At 62.1% G+C, this 13738-nt stretch carries 9 protein-coding genes; 5 read left to right on the forward strand and 4 right to left on the reverse strand.

Annotation, left to right across the window (positions count from 1 at the left end; genetic code table 11):
• Positions 1-163 precede the first annotated feature (163 nt).
• Entirely contained in the window at positions 164-2938 is a 2775-nt protein-coding gene (locus tag ACB032_RS04735) for an insulinase family protein (protein WP_371137476.1), read from the reverse strand.
• Between the two features lie 162 nt (positions 2939-3100).
• On the opposite strand from ACB032_RS04735, the gene sixA reads away from it, so the two are divergent.
• From sixA to ACB032_RS04750, 3 genes are all read left to right on the forward strand, one after another.
• Positions 3101-3568 (forward strand): phosphohistidine phosphatase SixA, encoded by a 468-nt coding sequence (gene sixA / locus ACB032_RS04740; RefSeq protein WP_371137477.1) that lies wholly within the window; start codon positions 3101-3103, stop codon positions 3566-3568.
• A 133-nt stretch (positions 3569-3701) separates the two neighbouring features.
• Positions 3702-3908: a DUF1107 domain-containing protein gene (locus tag ACB032_RS04745; protein WP_016350921.1), complete on the forward strand. Its 207-nt coding sequence runs from the start codon at positions 3702-3704 to the stop codon at positions 3906-3908.
• A 201-nt stretch (positions 3909-4109) separates the two neighbouring features.
• A complete protein-coding gene (locus ACB032_RS04750) occupies positions 4110-5027 on the forward strand; it encodes a DMT family transporter (RefSeq protein WP_024943970.1) in 918 nt (305 codons plus the stop codon).
• A 49-nt stretch (positions 5028-5076) separates the two neighbouring features.
• Here the strand turns inward: ACB032_RS04750 and ACB032_RS04755 are convergent, their stop codons facing one another.
• Positions 5077-6693 carry a peptide ABC transporter substrate-binding protein gene (locus tag ACB032_RS04755; protein ID WP_371137478.1) on the reverse strand — a complete coding sequence of 539 codons (1617 nt, stop codon included), beginning with the start codon at positions 6691-6693 and terminating at the stop codon, positions 5077-5079.
• Positions 6694-7077: 384 nt separating this feature from the next.
• On the opposite strand from ACB032_RS04755, the gene fbp reads away from it, so the two are divergent.
• Complete coding sequence (gene fbp / locus ACB032_RS04760) at positions 7078-8112, forward strand: class 1 fructose-bisphosphatase (RefSeq protein WP_011705872.1); 1035 nt, start codon at positions 7078-7080, stop codon at positions 8110-8112.
• 217 nt (positions 8113-8329) lie between these two features.
• Here the strand turns inward: fbp and mfd are convergent, their stop codons facing one another.
• Both mfd and ACB032_RS04770 read right to left on the reverse strand, forming a co-directional pair.
• Positions 8330-11791: a transcription-repair coupling factor gene (gene mfd, locus ACB032_RS04765; RefSeq protein ID WP_371137479.1), complete on the reverse strand. Its 3462-nt coding sequence runs from the start codon at positions 11789-11791 to the stop codon at positions 8330-8332.
• 9 nt (positions 11792-11800) lie between these two features.
• The gene (locus tag ACB032_RS04770) at positions 11801-12376 is read right to left on the reverse strand and encodes a hypothetical protein (RefSeq protein WP_011705874.1); all 576 of its coding nucleotides are present in this window, start codon (positions 12374-12376) and stop codon (positions 11801-11803) included.
• Between the two features lie 76 nt (positions 12377-12452).
• On the opposite strand from ACB032_RS04770, the gene ACB032_RS04775 reads away from it, so the two are divergent.
• The gene (locus ACB032_RS04775) at positions 12453-13688 is read left to right on the forward strand and encodes a lipoprotein-releasing ABC transporter permease subunit (RefSeq protein WP_371137480.1); all 1236 of its coding nucleotides are present in this window, start codon (positions 12453-12455) and stop codon (positions 13686-13688) included.
• Positions 13689-13738: the final 50 nt, after the last annotated feature.

Consider the following 13738-nt stretch of genomic DNA (forward strand, 5'->3'; position numbering starts at 1 on the left):
GCGCGCTCTGGTTTGGGACTGCCCGCCGACCATCAACTCAGTGTCTGATTTTCACGCTCATGTTCACTTTTGGCGGCTCTGGTCGCAATTGATTATGGTTTTTCCAGCCGACCCCACGGGGTCGGCTTTTTATTGGCTGCAAGAAGGGGAACAGGCGGCCTGATCAGGCCTCGAAGGTGGCGGCATTGAGCCGGAACGCGCGGGGGTCGTCGATGAACTGGCCGGTGATGCGCTCGTCGTGCTCGTGGCCCTGGCCATAGCTGCAGAGGATCAGCCGATCCGACGTTCTCGATCTCAGCTGGGTGATAAAGCGCACCAGATCGGCGCGGCTCAGGTTGCCCACCTCCTCGCACACCCTCTCGCGCTGATCAAAGCCGAGATCCTTGTTGCCGATGCTGACCCAAAGCCGCTGGCCGCGACTGCGCAGGTTGGCATCCCGCTCGCTCAGCTGGGCCTGCAGGCCCGCCTTGCTGTCCTGCCACTGGCGGGCGGTGAGCTCGAGCATGGCCAGCGGAAACAGGTCGATGAACTCCTCCACCGCATCCAGCAGGATCTGCGGCCCGGCCACCGGCGACTGGATGTAGAAGATGAGGCCGGGATGGCGGTTGAGGGGCAGATTGCCGGCCCCCACCACGTAACCGAGCTGCTGACGGGTGCGCAGCTCGTGAAAGAAGGTGGAGGACATGATGTGGTTGGCCAGGGTGAAGCAGGCCAGATCCCGCGCCCGGGTGGTGCGCGACTGGTAGTAGACCAGCAGGGCCGAGTCTTCATGCTCGCAGCCCTGTTCGCGAATGAGGGTGCCCCTGTCCTGAATGGAGATGAGCGGGCGACGGGTCTCGGCACTGGGCTGGCTGTTGACGCCGAGGTGGCTCTCCAGCAGGGCGGCAAGCTCGAGGGCCTCGGCGGCGGTCCAGTCGCCGTGCACCAGGGTCTCTACGTGCACCTCGGCAAAGAGGCTGGCCACGAAGGCAGGCATCTCGCCCAGCTCGACGCTGCGCAGGTGGCGCAGCAACTGCTCGAACGGGGGGTTGTTGGGCTGCAGCAGGCTGGTGAGCTGGTTGAACAGCTGGGAGATGGGGCGCGCCTTGGACTGGTTGTCCCAGTTGCGAATGAGCTGCTCTTTGATTTCGGCAAAGCGGGCCGGATCCGGGTAACCCAGAGTACGGTTGCCGAGGATCATGTCGAGCAGCAACGGCTGCTTGTCGGCAAAGCCGCTCAGGTTGATGGTAAAGCCGCCCTGGTGGGCATAAATCTGGTAACCGAGCCCCGCCAGCTCCGCCGGGTAGGTGAGGGCGTTGAGGTGGTCGGTGAGCAGCTCTACCGCGAGGCGTGCCATGGCGATGTGGCGCGGGCTCTTGACCGCATGCTCGCTGTCGATGGAGATGTAGAGGTTGCCCTTGGGCACGCTGAACTGATGCTCGTGCAGGTGCCAGAGCCGAAAGCCGGGCCGATCAATGAGGCAGGCGGGCATGTCTGCGGTGAGCTCGGGCGTGCGCACGTCGAGCCGGTTGCTGATAAAAGGGTTGGGCAGCGGCAGGGCCAGCGCCGGATCCGGTTCGCTCTGCTGCCAGCGGATCTTCTCCGCCTCGGTGATGGTGGCCACGCTGTAGGGGGTCTGATACCAGCGGGCCAGCCGGTCCGTGCCGAGCTCCGGCGCCGTGATGGTCAGGCGCAGGTTGTGGGGGGTGAGCTTGGCAAGCAGGCGACGAATGAGCGGCTCGTCGTATGCGCGCATCATGTAGTCGCCGTAGAGCAGGTCATCGGGAGCATAGCTGAACAGGTTCAACACCAGCCCGGAGACGGTGTCGAGCGCCCGGCCCCGCTCCTGAAAGCGGAAGGCGGATTCAAGCACGGTGCGCTTCTCTTCATAGCGCCAGGCTTCCACCCCGCCGCGCTCGATGAGCTTCAAGTAGCCGAACAGGGCCGCCACTATCTCGTTGACGTGTTCAAGCCCGAGCGGGGTCAGCCCGAAGTTGACGCCAAAATCCTTGAAGTTGGCGCCGCTGATGCCGCCGCCGGCGGAGAGCTGATTGACCCAGCCCTTCGCCTTGAGCAGGGAGAGCAGGCTGCCGTCCCCTTCGTAGCCGATGAGGTGGCTCAGGAAGGTGAGGGGTTTCTTGTCGTAATACTCATCCACGTTGGGCAACGGGAAGGTGAGCGCGAGCTTGCGGGTCTCCTTGACCGGGTTGATCTCGATGCGAATGCCCAGGTCATCGAGCCGGTAGAGGGGCATCTCGAGGGTTGGCGTTCCCAAATTGCGATTCAAAATGGGAGCGAAAAAGCGATCGCACCAGCCGAGCTGGGTCTCGATGGTGGCTGGCGAGATCATCACCAGCGCCATGCGATCCGCGCTGTAGTGGGTTTCGTAAAACCGGATGAGGTCGGAGCGCAGATCCCGACCGGGCAGATCGGCCAGGGTATCCAGATTGCCCACCGAGAATTTGGCGAAGGGGTGGGCGGGATTGACCGTCTCCTTATGCACCTGGTAGCTGCGGCGCACGTCGTCCTGCAGCTTGAGGCGGTATTCGGAGTCGACCGCGTTGCGCTCCTTGTCCACCCACTCGGGATCGAAGGTGGGGCAGATGAAGAACTGGGAGAAGCGATCCAGCCCGGCCTCGAAGAAGCCGTTGTCGATCTCGAAGAAGAAGTTGGTGAACTCGGTGCCGGTCCAGGCGTTGTTGCTGCCGCCATGACGGCTCATAAATTGCTGGTATTCACCAGGTTTGGGATAGGTGCAGGTGCCAAGGAACAGCATATGCTCAAGGAAATGAGCCATCCCCTGCCGGTCCGCCGGATCGTCGAAGTGGCCGGTGTTGACGGCCAGGGAGGCGGCAGACTTGTCGGTGTCGGGATCGCAGATCAACAAGACCCTGAGCCGGTTTGCCAGCTCCAGATAGTGGTACTGCCGATGGTCGTTGGGACTGGCATATGGGCTCATTGGCGCGTGACTCTTGTTGGATTTATTTGAATTTAAACATGATTATCGACCCCGCTACCCGGTGAGGCAAACCCTTTTCTGAGAGGTAGCGCAATTGTTTCCCCCGGCATGGCGGGGTAAGATCCCCCCGCTATCAAAACAGGCCCGTTGGGCGAGGTTGTAATGAAAATCTACATCATGCGTCATGGCCAGGCTGGCATGAATGCGAAAACAGATGAACAGCGTCCACTGACCGAGCAGGGAATCGAAGAGTCCATCCACATGGCCCGCTGGCTGGCCCCCCAGCTTGGCGACAAGCTGGATCGGGTGATCCACAGCAACTATCTGCGCGCCAAACAAACCTGGCAGAGCATATGCAGTGAATTACCCAAGGCAGGGGCCATCGAAGAGAGCGGTGACATCACCCCCTATGGCGATCCGGCCTTCGTGGCGAGTTACCTCACTGCGCTGGCGGCCAAGCACGACAGCATCCTGATGGTGAGCCACCTGCCGCTGGTGGGCTATCTGGTGCAGAGCCTCTGTCCGGCGGCCGGTGCCCCCATGTTTGCCACCTCAGGTCTGGCCTGTATCGAGTGGCAAGATGGCAAGGGGGTCTTGCTCTGGTTGGAAGGACCACATACAATACGCTAAAAGTTAATAAAAAGTTATAGATTGGTTTTTTGGGGAAGAGAGTCGCGATTTTTCCGGATTTTTATACAGAATTTACGGAATTATTTCGCAGAAGCTGCTGTCATACGGATACAACTGCAAGAGGTTGCAAACGATGAGAGTGTTCAAGAAGTACCTGCCGCTGATGGTGGCAAAACATGTCAAAACCTTCTTCAAGGGGCGGATTTACATCCACGGCAGAGGACGCTTTGACTTCCAGTCCGGCCTGCTGATGATGCCCACGTCGGCGGACATTCCCCACCGCCAGACCGTGGTCGAGGTCAACGAGTTGATCTCGAGACTGCACATGGATGCGGCGTGATTGCTTCGTCACCTCGCTGATCCGCGTCATGCCCGCCACCGTGCGGGCATGATTGTTTTTGGGCTCCCTCCGGCCTATTCAGCGCTGTTCGAACCCCCTTTATGTCAGCCAATTCTGCCTTGGCGGCGCGGCGCTTGCTAATCCTGTTGACCCCCCTATACTGCCGCCAGAAATACCCGCTGCTTTTTTCTGGATATAGCGATGCCACTTGCCTTCTTGTTTCCCTTCTCCTGCATGGCCATCTGGGCCGGCAACGCCATCGTCAGCAAACTGGCGGTGGGCGTGCTCTCGCCGGCGGCGCTGGCCTGGTCGCGCTGGATGGTGGCCGCCATCATCTTGACGCCGTTCCTTGCGCACCGGGCCTGGCGGGATCGCGCCAAGCTGCGCGCCGGCTTCTATCAGCTGGCTGCGCTGGCCCTGCTCGGCATGGTGCTCAACCAGACCTTTGGCTATTACGCGGCGCAGACCCTGGGAGCCACCGAGATTGGCCTGATGATGGGGCTGACTCCGCTGATGACGGTGCTGCTCAGCATCTGGTTGCTGCGCGAGCGTCCCACTTGGGGGGCGCTGCTTGGCGGCGTCATCTCCATCCTGGGGCTGGCGATCTTGCTGGGGCAGGGGGATCCCGCCCGCCTCTTTACCCAGGGCATCCACATCGGCTCCGTCTACATGTTGCTGTCGGCGGGTACCTATGCGCTCTACAGCGTGTTGCTCAAGAAGTGGGATCTGGGGCTCGACAACTGGTCCATGCTCTACGGCCAGGTGCTCTGCAGCCTGCTGTTCCTCACCCCGTTCTACCTGCTGGTGGATGGGCAGTGGCCGGACGGCCGGGCACTCTGGCTGATCCTCTATGCGGGGATCCCAACCTCGGCCTTGTCGCCCTGGCTGTGGATGCAGGGCATCGCCCTGCTCGGGGCAAGCCGCACCGCCATCTTCATGAACCTGCTGCCGGTGATGACCGCCGCTCTGGCCATCAGCTGGCTCGGCGAGAGATTGACCAGTTATCATCTGATCGGTGGTGGCATGACCCTGTTTGGGGTGCTGCTGGCCCAGTTGCTGGTGCAGCCTGTGGTGCTGCGCCGGCGCAGGGTGGCGTTGGCCGCCTGCCGGGACGAGTGAGAAAAAAGACCGCCGAAAGGCGGTCTTTTTGTCTGCGGGGTAGCGAACCTTATTGCGCGGTCAGATAGAGGTCTTTCGAGTAGACCAGATCCTGCGGGTTCTGATAGGGGTAACCCTTGATGTTGGGTTTGAGCAGGCGGGACTTGACGTAGAAATAGACCGGGGCGATGGGCGCTTCTGCATCGATCAGGGCCTCGGCCTGCTGATAGAGCTGGTTGCGTTCGGCCGGATCCCTGGCGTCATGGGCCTTGGCCAGCAGGGCATCATACTGCTTGTTGAACCACTTGCCGCTGTTGGCGCTGCTGCTGGAGGTCATGATGTCGAGGAAGGTGGAGGCATCGTTGTAATCCCCGTTCCAGGCGTAGCGGCTGACCCCGAAGTCCCCTTCGTTGAGGGCCGACACCATGGTCTTCCACTCCATGTTGTTGAGCTTGGCCTGCACTCCTAGGTTGTGCTTCCACATGGAGGAGATGGCCAAGGCTATCTTCTTGTGCCCTTCGTTGGTGTTGTAGAGGATGTCCACAGCCAGCGGCTTGCCCGGGCCATAACCCGCTTCGGCGAGCAGCGCCTTGGCCTGCTTGATCCGCTCCTCCTTGCTCATCTGCTCGCTGGCCGGTCGCTTGAGCTCGAAGCCGTCCACTATGGGCGGCGTCAGGCTGAAGGCGGAGATCTGGCCCTGCCCCAGGATCTTCTCGGTGATGGTGTCCCGGTCGATGGCCAGGGAGAGCGCCTTGCGCACCTTGGGGTTGTCGAACGGTTTGCGCTGGGAGTTGAACACGTAGTAGTAGGTGGCCAGGGTCGGCACGCTCACCAGCTCCTGCGGGCTCTGCTGCTTAAGCTGCTTGTACTGCTCGAGCGGATAGCTGGTGTAGTGCAGCTCGCCGGCGCGATAGCGGTTGTAGGCGGCAGTGTCGGAGACGATCTCCAGATAGAACACCTTGTTCAGCACCGTATGCTGGTTGTCCCAGTAATGGGGGTTGCGCTCGGAGATGAGACGCTCGTTGGGGGTCCACTCCTTGAGCACGAAGGCCCCGTTGGAGACGATGTTGCCCGGTTTGACCCACTCATGACCGAACTTCTCGATGGTCGCCCTCGGCGCCGGGAAGGTGGTGTAGTGGGAGAGGGTCTTCAGGAAGAAGGGCACCGGGTTTTTCAAGGTGATCTGCAGGGTATGGGCATCGAGCGCCTTGATGCCCAGCGTATCCGGGCTCTGCTTGCCCTGAATGACCTCGGCGGCATTGGTGACGCCGGTCAGCTCGATGAACCAGGCGTAGTTGGAGGCATTCTTGGGGTCCGCCGCCCGCTGCCAGCCATAGACGTAATCGGCCGCCGTCACCGGTTCGCCGTTGGACCATTTGGCATCGGGTCTGAGCTTGAAGGTGTAGACGGTGCCCGTGGGGTCGAGCTCGTAGCCAAGGGCGCCGGCAGGCTGCAACTTGCCGTCCCCGTCCAGGGTGTAGAGTCCCTCGAACAGGTCGTTGACGATTTCGCTGCCCGCGCTCTCTTCCACCATCTGGGGGTCGATGGAGGCGGGTTCGGTACCTATGTTGCGGATGAAGGTTTGCTGTTCTGCCGGCAGCAACTGGGTACCGGCCGGTACCTGGGCTGCCATGGCGGGGAGTGCGAACAGGGCGGCAACCGTGCCGGCAATGAGTGTCCTTTTCATTGAATATCCTTATGTTTTTTTGCTTCCAAAGCCGGGCCAGTGTGCGGGATTGATGGCGAGATCTCAAGAGGCAGGCAGGTCCCCCATGGCATGCGTCCCAGATAGGGGGCATGGCGGGGATCTTGCCATCCTCATGGCGACATATTCGTGAGTTTTTGCCACGAATTAACATCGAAAAAGTTACCGATTGAAACCAGTTTGAGGGCGGTTTAGGGCGAAAAAGGTGGGGGAGATGTGCGTTTATTCAGCGGCTTAATTCGCTGCAAAAACAAAAAACAGGCGTTACATTAGGTTACAAAACAAGGCTGCCGAGGATCGGCACTTTTTTTGTCTATGCGTGCAAACGTTTTCAAAGCCAACGGAAACGATCTTAAAGGAACAATAATGCGAAACATGATCACCATGGGCGAGTTCATCGTCAAAAAGCAGGCGGATTATCCCACCGCGACCGGCGAGCTGACCTCGCTGCTCAGCTCCATCCGCCTGGCCGCCAAGGTGGTGAACCGGGAGATCAACAAGGCGGGGCTGGCGGACATCATCGGCTCCATGGGCGCTGAAAACGTGCAGGGCGAGGTGCAGCAGAAGCTGGACGTCTACGCCAACGAGCGCTTCAAGGCGGCGCTGGAAGCCCGTGGTGAAGTGTGCGGCATGGCCTCCGAAGAGGAGGAAGACTTCGTCTCCTTCGATTCCGAGCTCTCCCGTCACTCCAAGTACGTGGTATTGATCGACCCCCTTGATGGCTCCTCCAACATCGACGTCAACGTCTCCGTCGGCACCATCTTCTCCATCTACCGCCGGGTCAGCAAGCCGGGTGCCGGCGTCACTCTGGAAGACTTCCTGCAGCCGGGCAACCGCCAGGTCGCCGCCGGTTACGTGGTCTACGGCTCCTCGACCATGCTGGTCTATACCACCGGCTTTGGCGTCAACGGTTTTACCTACGACCCCTCCATCGGCTGCTTCTGCCTCTCCCACGAGAACATCCGCATTCCGGAGGAGGGCAAGATCTACTCCATCAACGAGGGCAACTACATCAAGTTCCCGGACGGGGTGAAGAAGTACCTCAAATATTGTCAGGAGCGGGACGAGGCGACCCACAGACCCTATACCTCCCGCTACATCGGCTCGCTGGTCTCCGATTTTCACCGCAACCTGCTCAAGGGCGGCATCTACATCTATCCGTCCGGCACCAACTCGCCGAACGGCAAGCTGCGCCTGCTCTATGAGTGCAACCCCATGGCGTTCCTGGTGGAGCAGGCCGGTGGCAAGGCATCAGACGGCTTTGGCCGGATCATGGACATCCAGCCCACCGCGTTGCACCAGCGTACCCCCTATTTCGTGGGTTCCACCAAGATGGTGGATCGGGCCGAGGCCTTCATGCGCGAGTTCTCTTCCCATGAGGATCCGGCTAATCAGGGTTGATCGTCAGAGGTGTAGGTTGGTGCTGAGCGCAGCGAAGCCCAACGTTTACCGGTGCGATTCCCTCTCCCTCTGGGAGAGGGCAGGGTGATGGGAATGGTTTTCACTGCCCCCCTCATCCCCGACCCTTCTCCCACAAGGGGAGAAGGGAGACGCTCGTCACCAGCCAACATAAACAAAACGGGAGCCACAGTGGCTCCCGTTTTGTTTCGCTTTCCGCCTACAGGCTGTTGTTGGCCAGATCCGCCAGCAAGCCGTCCACCAGCTTGAGGCGCATGGCCCTGTCCTGGGTCGGCACCTGGAAGCGCAACCGGGTCGGCCCGTCCATCTTGTAGATGCGCGGCTGCTCGGAGAGCAGCTTGACCAGATAGGCAGGGTTGACCCTGGTCTCCTGGGTAAAGTCCAGATAGCCGCCGCGCTCGCTCATCTCCACCCGGCGAATGCCCAGCGCCGTGGTGCGCTGGCGGAAGGCGGCCAGCTCCAGCAGGGTTTTGGTCGGCTCCGGCAACAGGCCGAAGCGATCGATCAGCTCTACTTTCAGTTCGCGCAGCTCCTGCTCGTCCACCGCGCTGGCGATCCGCTTGTACATGGAGAGCCGCATGTTGACGTCCGGGATGTAGTCGTCCGGCAACAGCGCCGGCAGGCGCAGCTCCACCTCGGTGTGCTGGCTCATGAGCTGTTCGAGCGACGGCTCCTTGCCCGATTTCAGCGCCTCGACCGCCTGCTCCAGCATCTCCATGTAGAGGGTGAAGCCGACCGATTCAATCTGGCCGCTCTGATCGTCGCCGAGCAGTTCGCCGGCGCCGCGGATCTCCAGATCGTGGGTGGCCAGCGCAAAGCCGGCGCCGAGATCTTCAAGGGACGCAATGGCCTCCAGCCGCTTGACCGCATCCTTGGTCATCAGCTTGGGATGGGGGGTGAGCAGGTAGGCATAGGCCTGGTGGTGGGAGCGACCAACCCGACCCCGCAGCTGGTGCAGCTGGGCCAGACCGAGATGATCTGCCCGGTCCATGATGATGGTGTTGGCGCTCGGCACGTCGATGCCGGTCTCGATGATGGTGGTGCAGACCAGCAGGTTGAAGCGCTGGTGGTAGAAGTCCGACATCACCCGCTCGAGCTCACGCTCGCGCATCTGGCCGTGGGCGATGCCGATGCGCGCCTCCGGCACCAGCTCGGCAAGATCCGCCGCACACTTCTCGATGCTCTCCACGTCGTTGTGCAGGTAGTAGACCTGGCCGCCGCGCTTCAACTCCCGCAGCACCGCCTCGCGGGTGACCGCCGGCTCCTGCTGGCGCACGAAGGTCTTGATGGCGAGCCGCTTGGCGGGCGGGGTGGCGATGATGGAGAGATCCCGCATGCCCGACATCGCCATGTTGAGGGTACGCGGAATGGGGGTGGCGGTGAGGGTGAGGATGTCCACATCGGCCCGCAGCGCCTTGATCTTCTCCTTCTGGCGCACCCCGAAGCGATGTTCCTCGTCGACGATGAGCAGCCCCAGATCCTTGAAGGTGAGCTCGGCGCCCAGCAGCTTGTGGGTGCCGATGATGATGTCGACCTTGCCCTCGGCCAGCTCTTTCATCACCGCAGTCTGCTCCTTGGCGGAGCGGAAGCGGCTCAGTACCTCGACCCGCACCGGCCAGTTGGCGAAGCGGTCGCGGAAGTTGTCGTAGTGCTGCTGGGCGAGCAGGGTGGTGGGCACCAGCACGGCCACCTGCTTGCCGCCGTGCACTGCCACAAACGCCGCCCGCATCGCCACCTCGGTCTTGCCGAAGCCCACGTCGCCGCACACCAGCCGATCCATGCTCTTGGCCTGACACATGTCGCCGAGCACCGCATTGATGGCGTTGAGCTGATCATCGGTCTCCTCGAACGGGAAGCCGGCGGCAAACTGGCGATAGGCCTCGCGGTCGTGTTTGAAGGCAAAGCCGTGACGGGCCGCCCGCATGGCATAGACATCCAGCAGTTCGGCCGCCACGTCGCGCACCTTTTCGGCCGCCTTGCGCCGGGCCTTGACCCAGGCCTCGCCGCCAAGCTTGTGGCTGGGCGGGTTGTCCGAGCCGGTATAACGGCTGATCAGGTGCAAACTGGTGACCGGCACGAACAGCTTGTCGCCGCCGGCATATTCCAGGGTCAGAAACTCGGTGGGCAGGCCGCCGGCATCGATGGTTTCCAGCCCCAGATAGCGGCCGACCCCGTGATCCAGGTGCACCACCGGCTGACCCTGGGTCAGCTCGCCGAGGTTGCGGATCACCGCATCGGAGCTCAGGTTCTTGCTCTTCTCCCGTTGCCGTTTGCTGCGGATCTTGCCACCCAGCAGTTCGGTCTCGGTGATGAGCGCCAGCTCCTCTTGCCCCGGCTCTCGCAGCAAGAAGCCGCGCTCGAGCGGTGCCACCAGCAGGCCGTGACGGGCCTTGCTGGTGATGAAGGCGTCCAGTGACGCGAACTCCTTGGGCTGCAGCGCGATGCGGGCCAGCAGATCGCCCAGCACCTCGCGCCGCCCCTCGGACTCCACCGCAAACAGGGTGCGGCCGGCAAAACCTTGCAGGAACTGGTTGAGCGCCAGCAGCGGCTGCTCCTTGCTGTGATCGAGCTGCAGCTCGGGCAGCGCCGAGATGGGCAGGTCGTGCTGGCCCGCATCACCGGCGGTGGGTGCTTCCTGCAACCGTACGGCCGCGTACTGGCCGAGCGCCGCAAACAGTTGCTCCACCGGCAGATAGATCTGCTGGGGGGGCAGCAGGGGACGGGTATTGTCCCAGCGCCTGTCCTCGTAGCGTTGAGCAATGTCGTTCCAGAAGCGCTGGGCGGCGGGGTAGATCTCCCCCACGGTCAGCAGCAGGGTGTTCTCTGGCAGGTGGTCAAACAGGTTGGCGGTCTGCTGGAAAAAGAGCGGCAGATAGTACTCGATGCCGGCGGGCCAGCGCCCCTTGCTCACCTCCTGATAGACGGAGCCCTCGGCGCGGGAGATCTCGAACTGCTCGCGATACTGGCCGCGAAACAGCTCGATGGCTCCCTCGTCGGTGGGAAACTCCCGGGCTGGCAACAGGCTGACGCTCTTGACCGGCTCGCTGGAGCGCTGGGTCTCGGGGTCGAACGGGCGGATGGAGTCCACCTCGTCGTCGAAGAAGTCGATGCGATAGGGGCTGCTGCTGCCCATGGGGAAGAGATCGAGCAGGGAGCCGCGGGCGGCAAATTCGCCGTGTTCCAGCACCTGCTCCACCGCCACATAGCCCGCCTCGGCGAGGCGCGCGCGCAGCTGCTGCAGATTGAGGCGCTGGCCGCTTTTCACCATCAGGCTGTACTTGTCGAGATAGACCCGGGGCGCCGTGCGCAGCATCAGGGTGGAGATGGGCACGATCAGCACGCCGCTGCTCATCTGCGGCAGCTTGTAGAGGGTCTCGAGTCGCTGGGAGATGATGTCCTGATGGGGAGAGAAGGTGTCGTAGGGCAGGGTCTCCCAATCCGGGAACAGCAGCACCGGACAGCCCGTGTCGGCCAGCAGGTATTGCAGTTCCTGTTCGAGGCGCAGGGCGCTCGGGGTATCGGCGGTCACCAGCAGGACGGGGCGATGAGCCTCCTGGGTGAGGCGGGCGGCCATCAGCGAGAGGCTGCTGCCTGTCAGCTGGCCGAGCGTTAACTTTTGGCCCGCCTTGGCGGGCAAGGCGGGAAGCTTCATTGGCATCATTCGATTCTTTTAACGTTGACGGTCTTGCGCACGAAGTTTGAGTTGTTTGGACTGGATATGCAGGCTGGCACGCACCAGCAGTTCGCGGTCATCCTCGCGGATCCGCACATAGTCGAGCATCACGTGGGTGCCATGCTCGCTCGGTTCCAGCTGCTTGACCTGGCCGTAGCAGTAGATGGCGGAGGCCTCTTCGCGCAGGAAAATCTTGAGCCGCACTATCTGGTGCAGGTGCGGCACCTCGCCGTGGCCCTGGCGCGGATGCAGGTAGGTCAGCTGGCCGGCGCCAAAGCGCAGGGTGTGGAAGCGATGTTCCGGGTGATCCTGCACCGACAGCACATAGCCCATGATCATGTCGATCTTGCGCGACTGCTGGTTGATGATCTCCACCAGATCGTGCATCGAATCGTTCTGATTGCGGATCAGGCGGCTGGTCACCATGTCGATGGAGGTAATGGCGGAGGCGATGCGAAACGGTTCGGGCAGCTCGGCCTCCAGTGCTTCCAGCGAGGGCAGATGAAAGTCACCGGGCATGGGGATCACATTGACCGGTGTGGCATGGGTGACACTGAAGAACTGTTCCTGCATGGAGGCTATCCCTTGTTGTCATAGACGGTTTCCCTTTATTATCCGGTATCTTATTTTGTTGGCAATGTAGATATCCTTGAAGACTGGACTTTTTCAGCCACTGTCGCTGGCCATCGGCCTGCGTTATGCAGGCTCGCGACGCAGCAATCGCTTCGTTTCATTTATCTCCCTGTTTTCCACTTTTGGCATCGCCATCGGGGTCGCCGCCCTGATGGTGGTCATCTCGGTGATGAACGGTTTTGAAGGGCAGCTCAAGGGCCGCATCCTGGGGGTGATCCCCCATGTGGTGGTGACCAGCCCGGCGGGGCGCATCGATGTCGCGCCGCAGGGCCTGCCCGATCTGGCCAGGCTGCCGCACGTGATTGCCCATGCCCCCATGCTCGACAGCGAAGGCATGTTGCAAAGCCCCAGTCAGCTCACCGGCGTCAGCGTGCAGGGCATCGATCCCGCCCAGTGGCCCAAGGACGACATCCTGCACGCCCAGATGCAGATGGGGCGTCTGGACAGCCTGCAGGCCGGCGAATACCACATAGTGCTGGGGCAGGGGGTGGCCAATCGCCTCAAGGTCTCCATGGGCGACCAGGTCCGTCTGATCCTGACCGAAGGCACCCGCTTCACCCCGTTTGGCCGGGTGCCGGCCCAGCGCCTCTTTACCGTCTCCGGCATCTTCGGGGTCGGTGCCGACGTGGACAGCCAGGTCGCCCTGATTGCGCTGGGGGATGCCCAGCGCATGCTGCGGTTGCCTGCGGATCAGGTGGGTGGCATCCGCCTCTGGCTGGATGATCCCTTCGCCGCCGACGAGGTGATCAAGACGGAGCTGCCGGACGGGCTGGAGTGGCAGGACTGGCGCCGCGAGCGCGGCGAGCTGTTCCAGGCGGTGGCCATGGAAAAACGGATGATGGGGTTGATGCTGGTGCTGATCATCGCAGTCGCCACCTTCAACATCCTCTCCGCCCTGGTGATGGTGGTGACCGACAAGGAAGGGGAGGTGGCCATCCTGCGCACCATGGGCATGAGCGAAGCCGGCATCGTCAAGATCTTCATGGTGCTGGGGGCCTCCAGCGGCGTCATCGGCGCCCTGTTCGGCGGTCTGGCGGGACTGGCGCTCTCCATGGGGCTCAACCCCCTGCTCGATGCGGTGGGGCTCAACCTCTACATGACGGCCGGTGGCTCGGGCCTGCCGGTCATCGTCGAACCCACCCAGGTCGTGACCATTTTGCTGGGTGCCGTGCTGCTCAGCTTCAGCGCCACCCTCTACCCGGCGGCCCGTGCGGCCCGGGTCAAACCGGCCGAGGCGCTGCGTTATGAATAATTCATCTTCTGTTGTTACTGGTGCCGGTGTTGCTGCCGGCGCCGGCGTTG

The sequence above is a fragment of the Aeromonas sp. S5(2024) genome (assembly GCF_041403025.1).
Taxonomy (GTDB): domain Bacteria; phylum Pseudomonadota; class Gammaproteobacteria; order Enterobacterales; family Aeromonadaceae; genus Aeromonas; species Aeromonas hydrophila.

Bases quoted from the DNA above. Each gene is read 5' to 3' on its own strand.
- ACB032_RS04735 (WP_371137476.1), bottom strand. From the start codon at position 2,938: ATGAGCCCATATGCCAGTCCCAACGACCATCGGCAGTACCACTATCTG.
- sixA (WP_371137477.1), top strand. From the start codon at position 3,101: ATGAAAATCTACATCATGCGTCATGGCCAGGCTGGCATGAATGCGAAA.
- ACB032_RS04745 (WP_016350921.1), top strand. From the start codon at position 3,702: ATGAGAGTGTTCAAGAAGTACCTGCCGCTGATGGTGGCAAAACATGTC.
- ACB032_RS04750 (WP_024943970.1), top strand. From the start codon at position 4,110: ATGCCACTTGCCTTCTTGTTTCCCTTCTCCTGCATGGCCATCTGGGCC.
- ACB032_RS04755 (WP_371137478.1), bottom strand. From the start codon at position 6,693: ATGAAAAGGACACTCATTGCCGGCACGGTTGCCGCCCTGTTCGCACTC.
- fbp (WP_011705872.1), top strand. From the start codon at position 7,078: ATGCGAAACATGATCACCATGGGCGAGTTCATCGTCAAAAAGCAGGCG.
- mfd (WP_371137479.1), bottom strand. From the start codon at position 11,791: ATGATGCCAATGAAGCTTCCCGCCTTGCCCGCCAAGGCGGGCCAAAAG.
- ACB032_RS04770 (WP_011705874.1), bottom strand. From the start codon at position 12,376: ATGCAGGAACAGTTCTTCAGTGTCACCCATGCCACACCGGTCAATGTG.